This window comes from Acetonema longum DSM 6540 (genome assembly GCF_000219125.1).
Lineage (GTDB): Bacteria > Bacillota > Negativicutes > Sporomusales > Acetonemataceae > Acetonema > Acetonema longum.
Genome location: NZ_AFGF01000050.1, coordinates 51,436 through 65,581 on the forward strand (window position 1 = coordinate 51,436; position 14,146 = coordinate 65,581).

At 50.9% G+C, this 14,146-nt stretch carries 18 protein-coding genes; 6 read left to right on the forward strand and 12 right to left on the reverse strand.

Going from position 1 to position 14,146, the window contains the following annotated elements; translation table 11 throughout:
- Window positions 1-29: 29 nt before the first annotated feature.
- A complete protein-coding gene (locus ALO_RS06175; RefSeq protein WP_004093978.1) occupies window positions 30-677 on the forward strand; it encodes an L-fuculose-phosphate aldolase in 648 nt (215 codons plus the stop codon).
- Here ALO_RS06175 and ALO_RS06180 read toward each other — a convergent pair.
- From ALO_RS06180 to ALO_RS06200, 8 genes are all read right to left on the reverse strand, one after another.
- Window positions 649-1,908 carry an ATP-binding protein gene (locus ALO_RS06180; protein ID WP_004093980.1) on the reverse strand — a complete coding sequence of 420 codons (1,260 nt, stop codon included), beginning with the start codon at window positions 1,906-1,908 and terminating at the stop codon, window positions 649-651. The two genes, ALO_RS06175 and ALO_RS06180, sit on opposite strands and share 29 nt — an antisense overlap.
- Before the next feature lie 231 nt (window positions 1,909-2,139).
- A complete protein-coding gene (locus ALO_RS23755) occupies window positions 2,140-2,346 on the reverse strand; it encodes an IS3 family transposase (RefSeq protein WP_169313129.1) in 207 nt (68 codons plus the stop codon).
- A 142-nt stretch (window positions 2,347-2,488) separates the two neighbouring features.
- Window positions 2,489-2,986 carry an IS3 family transposase gene (locus ALO_RS22035; protein WP_004093984.1) on the reverse strand — a complete coding sequence of 166 codons (498 nt, stop codon included), beginning with the start codon at window positions 2,984-2,986 and terminating at the stop codon, window positions 2,489-2,491.
- A gap of 5 nt (window positions 2,987-2,991) precedes the next feature.
- Window positions 2,992-3,138, reverse strand: coding sequence for a hypothetical protein (locus tag ALO_RS22375; protein ID WP_169313130.1), 147 nt, complete (start codon window positions 3,136-3,138; stop codon window positions 2,992-2,994).
- Between the two features lie 26 nt (window positions 3,139-3,164).
- A complete protein-coding gene (locus tag ALO_RS23435) occupies window positions 3,165-3,296 on the reverse strand; it encodes a hypothetical protein (protein WP_004093987.1) in 132 nt (43 codons plus the stop codon).
- A 148-nt stretch (window positions 3,297-3,444) separates the two neighbouring features.
- Window positions 3,445-4,827, reverse strand: coding sequence for a glycine--tRNA ligase (locus tag ALO_RS06190; RefSeq protein WP_004093990.1), 1,383 nt, complete (start codon window positions 4,825-4,827; stop codon window positions 3,445-3,447).
- 336 nt (window positions 4,828-5,163) lie between these two features.
- Window positions 5,164-5,853 carry an HAD family hydrolase gene (locus ALO_RS06195; RefSeq protein WP_004093992.1) on the reverse strand — a complete coding sequence of 230 codons (690 nt, stop codon included), beginning with the start codon at window positions 5,851-5,853 and terminating at the stop codon, window positions 5,164-5,166.
- 31 nt (window positions 5,854-5,884) lie between these two features.
- Window positions 5,885-6,772: a LysR family transcriptional regulator gene (locus ALO_RS06200; protein ID WP_004093994.1), complete on the reverse strand. Its 888-nt coding sequence runs from the start codon at window positions 6,770-6,772 to the stop codon at window positions 5,885-5,887.
- A gap of 120 nt (window positions 6,773-6,892) precedes the next feature.
- Between ALO_RS06200 and ALO_RS06205 the strand changes: the two genes are divergently transcribed.
- Window positions 6,893-7,270, forward strand: a complete 378-nt coding sequence (locus ALO_RS06205) for a CidA/LrgA family protein (RefSeq protein WP_004093996.1) — start codon at window positions 6,893-6,895, stop codon at window positions 7,268-7,270.
- Window positions 7,267-7,947 carry an LrgB family protein gene (locus ALO_RS06210; RefSeq protein WP_004093998.1) on the forward strand — a complete coding sequence of 227 codons (681 nt, stop codon included), beginning with the start codon at window positions 7,267-7,269 and terminating at the stop codon, window positions 7,945-7,947. Before ALO_RS06205 ends, ALO_RS06210 begins: the two co-directional genes overlap by 4 nt.
- 2 nt (window positions 7,948-7,949) lie before the next feature.
- On the opposite strand, the gene ALO_RS06215 is transcribed toward ALO_RS06210, so the two are convergent.
- The 4 genes from ALO_RS06215 to fliB form a co-directional block, all read right to left on the reverse strand.
- Window positions 7,950-8,318, reverse strand: a complete 369-nt coding sequence (locus ALO_RS06215; RefSeq protein ID WP_004094000.1) for a VOC family protein — start codon at window positions 8,316-8,318, stop codon at window positions 7,950-7,952.
- Between the two features lie 132 nt (window positions 8,319-8,450).
- Window positions 8,451-9,029 (reverse strand): GDYXXLXY domain-containing protein, encoded by a 579-nt coding sequence (locus ALO_RS06220; RefSeq protein ID WP_004094003.1) that lies wholly within the window; start codon window positions 9,027-9,029, stop codon window positions 8,451-8,453.
- Window positions 9,026-10,321 (reverse strand): DUF2157 domain-containing protein, encoded by a 1,296-nt coding sequence (locus ALO_RS06225; protein WP_004094005.1) that lies wholly within the window; start codon window positions 10,319-10,321, stop codon window positions 9,026-9,028. Before ALO_RS06225 ends, ALO_RS06220 begins: the two co-directional genes overlap by 4 nt.
- Before the next feature lie 25 nt (window positions 10,322-10,346).
- Window positions 10,347-11,291, reverse strand: coding sequence for a flagellin lysine-N-methylase (gene fliB, locus ALO_RS06230; RefSeq protein ID WP_004094006.1), 945 nt, complete (start codon window positions 11,289-11,291; stop codon window positions 10,347-10,349).
- 330 nt (window positions 11,292-11,621) lie between these two features.
- Between fliB and ALO_RS06235 the strand changes: the two genes are divergently transcribed.
- The 3 genes from ALO_RS06235 to ALO_RS06245 all read left to right on the forward strand — a co-directional run bounded on the left by ALO_RS06235 (window position 11,622) and on the right by ALO_RS06245 (window position 14,103).
- Window positions 11,622-11,942, forward strand: coding sequence for a zinc-ribbon domain containing protein (locus ALO_RS06235; RefSeq protein WP_004573138.1), 321 nt, complete (start codon window positions 11,622-11,624; stop codon window positions 11,940-11,942).
- Between the two features lie 241 nt (window positions 11,943-12,183).
- A complete protein-coding gene (locus ALO_RS06240) occupies window positions 12,184-13,587 on the forward strand; it encodes a PTS mannitol transporter subunit IICB (protein WP_004573139.1) in 1,404 nt (467 codons plus the stop codon).
- A gap of 78 nt (window positions 13,588-13,665) precedes the next feature.
- Window positions 13,666-14,103, forward strand: a complete 438-nt coding sequence (locus tag ALO_RS06245) for a PTS sugar transporter subunit IIA (RefSeq protein WP_004573140.1) — start codon at window positions 13,666-13,668, stop codon at window positions 14,101-14,103.
- The last annotated feature ends 43 nt before the right edge of the window (window positions 14,104-14,146 follow it).

Consider the following 14,146-nt stretch of genomic DNA (forward strand, 5'->3'; position numbering starts at 1 on the left):
AGAAACTCAGGTGACAAGGGGGAAACCGCATGCTGCTTCAGAAAGAGCGGGAACTGATCGTAGAATATGGCCAGAAACTGATTACCACCGGCCTGACAAAGGGGACCGGCGGTAATATCAGCATCTATAATCCGGAAAAACAATTGATGGCGATCAGTCCCAGCGGACTGGAATATTTTAAAACCCTGCCGGAAGATGTGGTAGTGCTGGATCTGGCCGGGCATGTGGCCGACGGCGGAAGAAAACCTTCCAGCGAATTCGAGATGCACTGTATCTTTTACCGACGGAGGCCCAATATCCAGGCGGTGGTCCATACCCATTCCCTGTACGCTGCGGTCCTGGCCTGCCTGCACTGGAATATTGAACCGACTCACTATCTCATCGGCTTTGCCGGCAGACAGGTGAAATGCACACCTTACGAAACCTTTGGCACCCGGGAATTAGCCGAAGCCGCCTTTGCCGCCATGGAGGACAATTACACCGTGCTGCTGGGCAATCATGGCCTGCTGGCAGTTGGGCCGGATATTGTCCGCGCCTTTCAGACGGCGGAGGAAACGGAGTTCTGCGCCCAAATTTACTATCTGACAAAAACCGCCGGTCAACCGGTAATTTTGTCCGACAGTCAAATGGATGTAGTTCTGGAGAAGTTTAAGACTTATGGGCAGAAGGAACGGTAACCCAGCCTTCCAGCAGCCAATCCAGCACATTCCGTTTGAGGATGCCATCATAATTCCCTTCGCTGAACAGGACATCCATCGTCAGCAAGGTTTTGGGGTGGTTATCTTTGATACGGCGCAAGGGTGTCAACTCACGGTGTAATATGCTTTCGTCCAAGGCCGTCCAAGCCACTTGGTAATAAGCTAAACTGTCGCCGTCCTCCGTCACAAAATCCACTTCACCCTCATTATCCGCCACGCCGACAAACACGCGTCCGCTTCTGCGCAGCAATTCCAAATAGACGACATTTTCGAGGACATGCCCGGCATCGCTCTCTTTTCCGCGCACAAAAGCGTTGCGCAGTGCGGTGTCTACACAATAATACTTGCTCTGGCTGGATAGATACATCCGTCCTTTGATATTGAACCGATTGGCTTCATACAGCAGCAAGCTGTCCGTCAGGCCGCGTATATAGCGGTCAACCGTTTTAGGGTCAACGCCTTTGCCATCGGACTTCAGCGTGTTGGCAATTTTGGTCGGGGCAATCTTGTTGCCGATGTTGTGCAAAAGGAATTTTGCCACATTTTCCAGAGCGTTAACATCGGGAATACGCAAACGCGCCACCACATCCTTGAGCAAAACAGTGTTGTAAACTCCGCGTAGGTAATCCAATGTCTCCGCCGATGTTCCGGGAAAACGGGAAAGGTAGGGAAAAGAGCTTTGGGTTAAATACGCCTGAAAGGCCTCTTCTTTGGACAGTTGCCGGTCGTGCAGGGCCAATCCTTCATAAAACTCCGAAAATGAAAGCGGAAGCATCTTCAATTCGACGTAGCGTCCGGAAAGCAGGGTGGCCAGCTCTCCGGACATAAAATACGCATTCGAGCCGGTTATATATACGTCACAGTTGTTTTTAATAAATAAGCTGTCCACCACTCGCTCAAAGCTGTTGACATGCTGGATTTCATCCAAAAAAATATAGTTCATCCGGTCAGACAGCAATCGGGCTTCAATGAAGGCGTACAGTTTGCGGTAATCGAGGTAGTCTTCATAGGCGATATCTTCAAAATTTAACGCAATGATTTGCCGCTCGGCAACACCGATTTGCATAAGATGGGAGCGATATAACTCAAACAGCGTCGATTTTCCCGAACGTCGGACGCCAGATACAACCTTAATGATCTGCCGGTCTTTCCAACGCAGCAACCAATCCATATAGGCTTTACGCGGGATATTGATTTGTGAATCAAACATAGCAATACCTCCTATCGAGTGATTTCCATTATAGTCAGATTGGATAAAAATGTCAAGAATTTTGTGGAATGGAATCCTCAATCATTGTAACAAAGCGATATTTACGGAGTCATATCCCATAACATTGATTCGCGATAAAATAAACAAGCCCCTTCTCTCGTCTGGGCATGGTGTAGAGCCCCAGAACGACCAGACAGAGAATAAAAGCCCCGGAGGCAGGAAATCGTGAAATTACGCGAACTGACGCCGCTTTTCAAGTGGCGTCAGTTTTGTACTTATTTGAATTCGCTCATTGTTGTAGAACCAGATATAATCATCAATGAGATTAACAGCATGCTGAAAAGAGAGGCTCTTTTGCCGATAAATGCACTCAGACTTAAGAATGGAAAAGAAGTTTTCTGCCATAGCGTTGTCATAACAATTGCCCCGTCTTGACATGGAAGAAGTAATCCCGTACTCTTTAGTCAGGCTGAAATATGCGTGTGAGGTATAAAATTAATAGCCTCGGTCGCTGTGGAGGTGGATCTCCCCAGTGACCGCTCTCTTTCTATGGGCATCTTTACGGTATTTAGTACCAGATTCACAGTTCGCTGAGTGGCGGTTCTGTGGGCAACGTGCTGTTATCGAACAGATCACGGATCACTGACAGGTACAGTATGCCCTGAGAGGTGTGGATATACGAAATATCCGTTACCCACTTTTGGTTTGGCTGAACGGCTGTGAAATCACGGTTTGGTAAGTTGTCATATCGGTGGAGCTGCTGTCCCATCGTTCTGTATTTCCTGCGGCGGCGCACTTCGCTGAGCAGGCCATATTTTCGCATCATCCGCAAGATAGTTTTGGGATTGTGGTAGATTCTCTGTCTCTCCAGCCAAATATGTACTCGCCGGTAGCCATAGGTTTTCCGGCTTTTCTCCTGGCATTGGGCAATTCGCACAGACAGAAGTTCATCTCGGTCTGGTCTGCCCATTCGATTCACATAATCATAATACCCACTCCGGGATACTCCGAAGAATCGACACATCACCTGAATTGGATAGTTGTCACGATGTCGCCAGATCGTCAAGTATTTCACCACCGCTCTCACCTCCTTCCAGCGAGCTGAAGAAAATCCCGCAGCAGCCTGTTTTCCATGCGCAGTTGTTGTATTTCATAATCCTTCTCTTCTCCGGCTTTCTTGTACCTTTTGGAAGGGCGACCTTTAGGACGAATTTCAATTCCAGCCATCATTTTTTCTTCCTTGCGCCTGCATCGCTTCAAAAAATTGTGTACGGGTCGATCTCCTTCCAGCCATAATACTTTTCTATTTCCCTGTGACTTTTCCCCTGCGCTATCATTTCGTCGATTTCTTTTTCCAGCATGCCTATTTTGGTATACCTTCTACCCATGACAAAGCCCCCAGTCGTAGTCATTATCCTACGTCTGGGGGCTTTCTTGCAATGTCCGTTTTCATTGGTTCTGGGCAACACGGGAGGGATTTATTTAACTCAAATTCTCCTGTAGGACCTGCGTGTTCAGAGTCTCCGAGTGGCCATCCTAGAACGCCAATCCAGCCTCAATATACCCTTTCAGCTCGCTAATCGGCATCCTCACCTGCTCCATAGTATCCCGGTCGCGTACTGTGACCTGGCCGTCGGTTTCCGAGTCGAAGTCGTAGGTTACGCAGAAAGGCGTGCCGATTTCGTCATGGCGGCGGTAGCGTTTGCCGATGGAGCCGGCTTCGTCGTAATCCACCATGAAGGATTTGGCCAGGTCCTGGAACACCTTCAGGGCGCCGTCGGACAGTTTCTTGGACAAGGGGAATATGGCCGCTTTGTAAGGCGCCAGGGCCGGATGCAGGTGCAGTACGGTGCGAACGTCGTCTTTTTCCAGCTGCTGCTCTTCATAGGCGTCAATCAGGAAGGCCAGGGTCACCCGGTCAGCGCCCAGAGAGGGTTCAATGCAGTAGGGGATGTACTTTTCGTTGGTTTCCGGATCGAGATAGTGGAAATCTTCGCCGGAATGCTGCATGTGCTGTTTGAGATCGAAATCGGTCCGGTCGGCGACTCCCCACAGTTCGCCCCAGCCGAAGGGGAACTTGTATTCAAAGTCGGTGGTGGCGTTGCTGTAGTGAGACAGTTCCTCATGGGAATGATCCCGCAGCTTGATATTTTCTTCTTTCATGCCTAATTTCAGCAGCCATTCCCGGCAGAAGCTCCGCCAGTATTCAAACCATTGCAGATCTTCGCCGGGTTTGCAGAAGAATTCCAATTCCATTTGTTCAAACTCCCGGGTACGGAAGGTGAAGTTGCCCGGGGTAATTTCATTGCGGAAGCTTTTGCCGATCTGGCCGATGCCAAAGGGGACCTTTTTGCGCATGGTCCGTTGAATGTTCTTGAAGTTGACAAAGATGCCCTGGGCGGTTTCCGGCCGCAGGTAGATTTCGTTCAGGCTGGATTCGGTGACGCCCTGGAAGGTTTTAAACATCAGGTTAAACTGGCGGATGTCGGTAAAATCGTAACCGCCGCATTCAGGGCAGGCGATTTTGTATTCATCGATCAGTTGTTTCAGTGCATCGAATTTCAGACCGTTGATATCTCTTTCGATTCCTTTGGCAGCCAGCTCGTTTTCAATCAACTTGTCGGCCCGGTGACGGGCCTTGCATTGCTTGCAGTCCAAAAGCGGGTCGTTAAAGTTGCCAACGTGGCCGGAAGCCACCCAGGTCTTGGGATTCATCAGAATAGCCGTGTCACAGCCTACGTTATAGGGGGATTCCTGGACAAACTTGCGCCACCAGGCCCGCTTTACGTTGTTTTTCAGTTCCACGCCCAGGGGGCCGTAATCCCAGGTATTGGCCAGGCCGCCGTAGATATCGGAACCGGGAAAAATAAAGCCCCGATGTTTTGCCAAGGATACGATTTTGTCCATAGTCACACTCATTCTCATTCCACTCCTATTATTTATTCCGGATAATAAAAACAGAAAAGCTCCCGCCTACGGCCGAATCGAATCCGGCCATAGGGACGAGAGCTGCTGCACCCGCGGTTCCACCCTATTTGACGCACCGTGCAATAGGGTGCATCCCCTTAAAAATCAGCTCCGGACTGCCGTTTCACCGATGCCTTTTCCCGGGCTCCCACTCTTCCCGGATCGCTGTCAAAAGGTTGTATCAGGTACTTATTGGTCCATCACAGCCAAGATATAGTCTTATTTTTAAGGATACAGAAATTGTCGGCAAAAAGCAAGAGAGCATCGCTATTTTTTGCAAATTCCCGCTTACTTTTGTTCACTCAATCCTGTCACCCAGGCAAAGGCTTTTTCCGCCGTAAAATCAGCAATGCCGTTTCGGCATAGAAAATCAGCCCGGCCGAAGCAGTCAGGCAAAGGATCCGCCGCCAGGCAAGGCAGGGCGATGCAATACATCCCGGCGTTTTGGGCGGCTTCCACCCCGTAGCGGGAGTCTTCCACCACCAGGCAGTTTTCCGCCGGCACTCCCAGACGCCGGGCAGCCTCCAGGAAGATATCCGGCGACGGTTTGCCCCGCTTTACATTTTCCGCCGAAAGGACCACATCAAACTGACCCGTCAAGCCGGTTACCGACAATACCAGTTCAATGACTTCCGGTGAAGATCCTGAGGCAAGGGCTACCGGGTAATGGCTGTCTTTCAGCAGATGCAAAAATTTGATCATTTCCGGATAAGCCACTGTACCGGTCCGGGCGATTTCCAGATAATAATCATTCTTTTTGCGCAGCAGGACTTCCATCGATTCTGTAATAGGATAGATCTGCTTCAGGTCTTCCAGCATCTCCCGGGATCCGATTCCCACATATTTGTTTTTCATTGCCTCGTCAAAATCCGGAATGCCGTATTCGGCCAGAAGCCTTTTGTCCGAGGCGAAATAATTGGGTTCGCTGTCAACAAGGGTTCCATCCAGGTCAAAAATAATGGCTTTTATTTTTTTCATTGATTTTCCTACTCCTATTTCCCATAAAAAATCATCGGGCCAAAAAATAGCTTTTGGCCAGTCGTAACCATTCCCGCGTCGCAAACGAGAGGTACTTGTCTTTTTTCCAGATAATCGCCAGGTTCCAGGGAATCACCGGGTCACACAGGGCGATGCTCTTAAAGCGATGGGGGTCCAGTTCTTTGCAGATTGTTTCCGGCAGCAAAGCGATGCCTAACCGGGCGCCGACCATTTCGACGATGAAGTCCCACTGGGAGCTTTGGCAGGCGATGGACGGCGTCATGCCTCTTTCGTGGCAGTGAAAGAGAATATGATCATATAACGAAAAATCATCCTTATAGAGTACAAAAGGCTCATCCTTCAGATCCAGCAAGGTCAATGCCGTATGATTCGCCAGCGGGTGATCCTGATTCAGCACCACCCGCAGGGGTTCATTAACAAAGGAAAAAACCTCAAAGCCGTTGATGGTTGTAGGCAGGGCGACCACGCCCAATTCCAAAACCCCTGCTTCCACATCCGCCTCCACCTGTTTGGAACCCACTTCAATCAGCTTCAGGTGAATCTGGGGATAGGTCCGTCGGAAATTGCCGATCACCTTAGGAAAAAAGCGCGAGCCGATCATGGGGGGAAGACCGATGATAACCTCGCCTTTTTTCAGGTTGAACAGATCGGTCAGTTCAGCGGTCAGGGTGTGAAATTCGTTAACCACATGCTGGGCCTGCCGCACAATGGCTTTGCCTGCATCGGTTAACTCCACCTCCCGGCCGGACCGTTCAAAGAGAGTGACATTCAGTTCATTTTCCAGGGTCTTGATCACTTTGCTGATGGACGGCTGACTGACCCGCAGGGTTTGTGAGGCTTTAGTGAAGCTTTTCTGGCGGGCCACTTCGAGAAAGTAGTTTAAGTGCAGTATATCCAAATCCGAACCCTCGCTAGAAAGTACTGTATAACTTTGCCGCATAGATGCAATACATTACAAGTATTTTATTCTTTTTGGCCCTTGCTGTAAACTAGGTACACAAAAGGAGTGAAATCTATAATGAAATGGCTGAATATAGCAGGTCAGATCACTGTTTTATGCGGCATCAGCCTGCTTGGCAATAGTATAGCACAGGTATTAAATATCGGCATCCCTGGTTCCCTGATCGGAATGGGAATGCTTTTTTTGTTGATGGAACGGCAGTGGGTCAAGCTGGAGTGGATTGAGGCAGGCGCCAATTTTCTCATCGCCGAGCTGCTGCTTTTTTTCATCCCTGCCGCCATCGGCGTCATGCAATACAAGGACCTGTTTCAAAGTGAACTGACCAGCTTTCTGTTGGTTATCGTGTCCAGCACCATACTGATCCTGCTTACTGCCGGGGCTCTTATCGAATTGACCAGCCGGCATCGGGAAAAAAAGAGAGGCGCATGCTCATGATCCCTGGCTTGTTGTTTACCATTACGGTTTATTTAGTTTCCAAATGGCTTTACCGCCGATATCCCCATATCCTTCTTTCACCGTTAATTATCTGTCCGGCTGTTCTGATCCTGCTGTTAACACTGCTGCATATTCCTTATGCGGCCTATGACGCAGGCGGGCATTACCTAACTTTGATGCTGCAGCCAGCTACGGTGGCCTTCGCCATTCCTCTGTATAAATACCGGGATATTCTGAAGCGGTATATGCCGGAGATTGCATCCGGCGTAACCGGCGGCGCGGTGGCGGCCATTCTCACAACAGTGGGAATCTCCCAATTGGTGGGGCTGAATTCTCAGCTCGCCACCAGTCTGGCCCCCCGTTCCATTACCACGCCGATGGCCATGAATGTGGCGCAGATATTGGGAGGAGACCCGGCGATCACCGCTGTATTCGTGATTATCACCGGGGTAACCGGCGTCGTATTAACCTCCATGATGCTGAAATGGGCTTCCATTGAAAGACCACTGACCAAAGGCATGCTGTTTGGCATCGTGGCCCATGGAACAGGTACAGCCCGGGCCTACGAGACCGGCTCCCTGGAAGGTTCCATCGCCAGCCTGGCTATGATTTTCATGGGCCTGATCACCACAGTCATTGCCCCTGTCCTGGTCCCTCTTTGTTTCCGTTATTTTTAGCCTTACCGTTTCTCCGGCAGGATTTCCAGCCAATAACCGTCCGGATCGGAGATGAAGTAGATCCCCATGGTCGGATTCTCGTAGCAAATGCAGCCCATTTTTTTGTGTTTTTCGTAAGCCGCCTGATAGTCATCTACGGTAAAAGCCAGGTGAAACTCATTTTCGCCCAGGTTATAGGGCTGAGTCCGGTCTTTCAGCCAGGTTAGTTCCAAGGTGTGAGGGGTTCTCCCCCCGTCTCCCAGAAATACCAGGATAAAGCCGGGCTGCTCTTTGCGCCTCACCTCTGTCAGGCCCAGAGCTTCACTGTAAAAATCAAGGCTTCTCTGCAAGTCCAATACGTTAAAGTTATTGTGATAGAATTTAAAATTCACAGGTTTTGTCCTCCTTGCCGCTTTTTTATTATTATATCAAGAATTTCAAAAGTCTTCCAAACATATCTTAGCCTGATGCGAATAAACCTCATCAGCCAGAACAGTCTCCCCATCGTCGGCAGACTGTTCTTTTTATTCCTCCGGGTCTTCATCCGCCGTCTCAGGGGACAACAGATATTCGCCAATGGTTTGTTTGCCAATATATAGCCCTTCTATAACACCGTAGCCATCCTTGACCCTTACCGCAATAACGCCGTTTTTTCTGGCTTGCTTCCGGTAGGCCCTTTCAGCTGCCGGCGCCAGGTCTTCCCGCATATAAAAGCGATTAAACGGCAGTTTGAAATGGACTATGTCCCCGTCTTCAATCCATCCGGCCTTTGTCTGGATATAGTCACTGCCGGCGGGACGCTTGTCTGTGACAGCGCGAATCCTGGCAAAGCCCTTCGCATCTTTTTCTAATAGGACATAGGCTGTTTGTCCGCTCTGCAGCCTGGCGCCTTCTGCAATGGGCCCCTCGGTATTTCCCCGGACCCGGATATCAACGTAACGGCCGCGAAATGGGTCATACGGGTCTACCGGTTCCGCCGGCAGCCGGTACTGCTGGCCGTTGGTCAGCACATCCTCCCAACGCAGAACCATAAAGAGAAGCACAGAGAGCTGAATAAGAGCCAAAATAACAAACAACGAGAAAATCCGTCTGTTCTTGTTCATTTTGCCACCTCTTTTTTACGGCGCACCATGATCAGATTGGCTGCCAGGAAAATGAGCCCCAGAACAACAAATACCAAACCACGGGCAATGATGCTGAGATCAATATCCAGAAACCGCAGCACAATAAGCAAGGCCAGCATCAGCATGCCCCCATTCAGCATGCCCAGCTTTTCCTCTTTGACGCCGCGGATAATGATATACACGCTCAGCACCAGAAGGTAGCTATTGAATAAAATGGCCGAGGCAATACCACTCCGGTCCCAAGCAGCCAGCAGGACCCCTATCACCGTCAATATCGGACCGCTTCCCCACAGCCAATGCCGCCGGGATCGCCTGTGGTGCAGGGCCAAACCCAGCGCCAGGGTCAATAGCAGCATTGCTGCCGCCAGTGTCCCTTCCGCCCCTCCCATCCCTTCCAGGATATGTCCCATACCGATCCAGACATCATGAAAGGTGGCAACAACGGACAGTATCACGCAGCCGGCCAATCCGGCGATTGCATAAGGATTGCGCCAATTAACCGGGGCATCGGGGAACCACAATAAACCGCTGAAATAGGAGATGGTAAAAGGCAGTGTGTACATGACCGGTTCTAATGTCCGGATATAGTCCTCCAAAACCAGGCCAAAGCAAAGAGCCAGAATGAAGAGCCAAACCCAGGAAAAGATCACCGCCGGGTTACCGTAACGGTCCCGCAGCAGCAGCCGGTAGTGAGGCAGCATCACCGCCAGGAGCAGCCAGATTGTCTGCTTGCCCCCCATGCCGTAGTCGCCGTTATCAATCCAAAGGATCATACCGACCAAATACAGCAGCGCCGGCATGTGGACCCGCATCAGATACACCAGCGGCGCCGACAGCAGCATCCAGGTCAGCAAAAAGCCGCCAAAGTCATCGGACAAATGATAGGTCTGCCCCACCAACGCTATGGAGGCGCCGATCATCAGAGTCAGAAAAGTAGCGGTTCCTTCCCGCCAGGCCCTGCTGTCCGGCTGACGCCAGAGAACCCATCCTGCCAGAAATTGCGCTGCCAGCAGCATTCCCACCCCAATCATCATGCGGCTAAACCGGGTCAACTGGTCCCAGTTGTGGGCCAGGATCAAAATGACTCCTAAACCTACCAGGGCCACGCCGGTGACGGCAAAGATGCTCAGGATCAGCCGGCGGCTCTTTCGGGATTGGTCGACCGGTCCGTAAAAATTTCGCAGCGCATCGGCGCTTTCCGCCGGGATAACCCCCTCCGCCACTAACTTAGGCAATTGCTCATAAAGCCAAGTAACAGCCTTGCGATTCATATTCTCACTCCGTCTCTTCCTGATTCTATTGATTGCCTGCGTATAAAGCCTTGCGATTATGACCGTATTGAAACTCCAGTTCCATGATGCATTCCTTGGTCTTCTGCCAATTGACGGCCGGATCGATGATCCCGGACCGGGCTGCGTTAATCCGGCTGCAAAAATGCTGCACTAAGCGCGCTCCCGGCTGCAGTCCGCAGAGATAAAAGGGTTTCTTAAAAACAAAATTCACCAGAAAATGCTCGGTCAGGATATCCGCCATATCGGGCGGCTGTGCGGGATCAACCTTGTCCATGCGCACATAATTACTGTATATCAGCCGGTTCAGGTCCTGGTGCAGCGAATTCTGCCTGTCCAAACGGCCTATGGCCTCTACAGTCTGGAACAGCAGATTCACCCGCGCCTGAACCGGCATGAGCCGGCACTGCAGGATATCAATGAAGTGATGCTCCAGTTCAAAATAGTAATAAAGCGGATGCCGGTCCGAATACTGCTGGGGATAAACCTGGGCCACGCAACTATCCGGCATGACTGCCAGTGGCGCCTGTTCGGAGCGCACAATGGCCAGGGGCTGCTGCCGGCTCACCAGCCGGATAACAGCCGGACAACTAAAGCTCAGAGTCAGTTCCAGTCCCCGCGCCGTATCCAGCGGATAGCGGGGAAAGGTCCGGCACACCGAGTCCAGATGCGCATGCCCTGCCTCTCTATGCAGCCGGCAAAGCTGGTCCGGCTGCAAAAACCAGCAGCCTCCCGCAGGTTGTTTGGCGATATAGGCATACTCTCCCGGACTGCTCTCTGCGCAAATCCGGATAAAAGCCTTAGCGAATTCCTGTTCTCGCCCTGCAGCTGCAAACAGGCGGGCATTGCGGGAAAAACTTTGCGCGTCAACTGTTACCACCCAGTCGTTGCGGCAGCAGGAACCGCACATTTCACACTGGAATCCCGCTGCAATGTCCAGATAAATATACATCTGTGTCATCCCAATCGTAGAATCAAAATAAAGGTGATGTATATTGTTATGCGGCAGCTTCGTAAAATCCTGCTGTTCTGTCTGTATTGGTTTCAATAGCAAAATGTATGAAACAGCCTTGAATTGGGGCAGAATAATCCAGGTACCCGGATAGTTCAGGATCTTTTTAAGTTTTCTTTGCGCTTCCCCTGAATGTAGGCTATAATAGAGATGCCTACATAATATCAAACGAGGTTGTCATTTTGCCTTCTCAAACTATACGTTAGTAGGAGAAGTCCCGATGAATCTCCATTTGCTATTCGGGTAATAGATTTGAGGAGGCTACTATTCATGGCTCAAGACAAAACTTTGACCTGCCGCGATTGCGGCGCCGAATTTGTATTCACCGCATCCGAACAGGATTTCTTTGCGGAAAAAGGGTTCACTAACGAACCCGGCCGTTGCCCCGACTGCCGGGCAGCCCGCAAACAGAACAACGGCGGATTCAATCGTGGCGGCAGCCGCGGCGGTTTCGGCGGTCAGCAGCGGGAAATGCACGACGCAACCTGTGCGGCCTGCGGCGTTCAGACCCAAGTTCCTTTCCGCCCCACCGGTGATCGTCCGGTTTACTGCCGGGACTGCTACAGCCAAAACAACAGCCGTCGTTACTAAAAACGACGCCCAAGCTGCCCCCATCATGATTATGATGGGGGCAGCTTTTTTCCTTTATTTTCAGAATTATCTTGACGACATGCCGAAATAATTTTATAATGATCACAAACGATTACAATCGGTCATAAACGATCAAATCAATCTTGAAAATTAACCCAAAACGATTGAATGCATGAAAGAAGGTGAGCGGGCAGCTGTTGCCAATAGTCATAAGAAGGGTGAAAGTGTAAGGAGGGAGAACATGAGAGAAAGAGTACAAAAGTTCGGCGGTTTTTTGGCAGGTATGGTGATACCCAATGTTGGGGCGTTTCTCTGCTGGGGTCTGATCACTGCTTTTTTCATTCCTACTGGCTGGGTCCCCAACGAATCCCTAGCCACTCTGGTAGGACCAATGATTACCTATCTCTTACCCATATTGATCGGTTTTACCGGCGGCAGGCTGGTCTACGGCGCCAGGGGCGGCGTTGTCGGGGCCGCTGCAACCATGGGGGTCGTGGTTGGCAGTTCTATTCCCATGTTCATGGGGGCCATGATCATGGGACCTCTTGGCGGCTGGGTGATTAAAAAGTGGGACGAAGCGGTCGAAGGCAAGATTCCCACCGGATTCGAAATGCTGGTCAACAACTTTTCCGCCGGCATCCTGGGGATGCTGCTGGTACTTTTGGCTTACAACCTGGTAGGCCCTATCGTCGCAAGCATTACCGCCTTTCTCGGCGCCGCCGCCAAAACCATCGCCGAAGCCAGGCTCTTGCCTCTGTTAGCCATACTGATTGAGCCAGGCAAAGTGCTATTCCTGAACAACGCCATTAACCACGGAGTCTTCTCGCCTATCGGTGTAGCGGAAGTGAAGGAATTCGGCAAATCGATCTTCTTTCTGCTGGAAACCAACCCGGGACCGGGTCTTGGTTTGCTGCTGGCCTACTGGGTATTCGGCAAGGGCATGGGAAAACAATCCGCGCCCGGAGCGATTATCATTCACTTTTTTGGCGGTATTCATGAAATCTATTTTCCCTATGTGCTGATGAATCCCTTAACTATTATTGGGGTGATTGCCGGCGGCATAGCGGCCAACTTAACCTTCTTGCTGCTGAATGCCGGATTAGTCGCCACGCCTTCGCCGGGAAGCATCTTTGCCGAATTGGCGATGACCCCTAAAGGCGATTTTCTGGGAGTCCTGGCGGGCATTGCTGTTGGCGCAGCAGTATCATTCCTTGTTTCCAGCCCCTTGGTCCGCAGGTATAGCGGCAATGTGGACGATCAGAGCGGTGAGGACTTTGAGAGAGCCCAGCAGACGGTAAAATCCATGAAACCGACCAAGGCCCAGACATATGACGCTGGCAACAGCGAAACCCTGGCCACCAACGAAAGACCGGTCAGAAAAATTGTCTTCGCCTGCGAAGCAGGTATGGGATCGTCGGTAATGGCAGTTTCAGTACTGAAGAAAAAACTCTCCCAGGCAGGAAAAACCGATATCCTGGTTGTCCATAGCGCAGTCAATGAAATACCCCAGGACGCAGATATCGTTCTGACAGCGACAGGATTGACGGAACGGGCACGGCAGACTGCAGCCCCCGGAACGAGAATATACGGCGTACAGGATTTTATCAACACTCCGGTGTATGATGAAATAATCAGCCATTGCTGATACTGGCGAAAAGGTCCCTCGGCCTGATCCATCTGATCCAGCCGGTCAATTGATCTAATCCATAAGGAGGCGGATACCATGCGGTTTGAGCGTAATCTGATTTTTATCAAGACTGATTTTCGCGATAAAACAGCAGTGGTCGAGTTTTTAGGCGGTCAGCTTGTTCAGGCCGGGGCGGTACAACCGGCTTATGTACAGGCAATGCATCAACGGGAACAGGATGTGGGCACCTATATTACCGAAGGGGTGGCCATTCCTCATGGTACGGAAGGAAGCCGCAGTCTGGTCAACCGGGCGGCCATCGTCGCCCTCAAGATTCCCCGGGGTATTGAGTGGAGCGACGGTAAGCCGGTATTCCTGGCCTTTGGCATTGCGGGAAATGAGGAAGATCATGTGAGCTTGCTGAGTGAATTGGCGATCATGCTCATGGATGCCGACCAAAAAGCCAAACTGCTGGCAGCCGAAAATGAAGATGACTTGTTTGCCTGTCTGAACCAAACCGGCGGCAATGATTGAAATTTTGAGACATGCGGCAGGCTCCCCGGCAGAATAGGTAAGG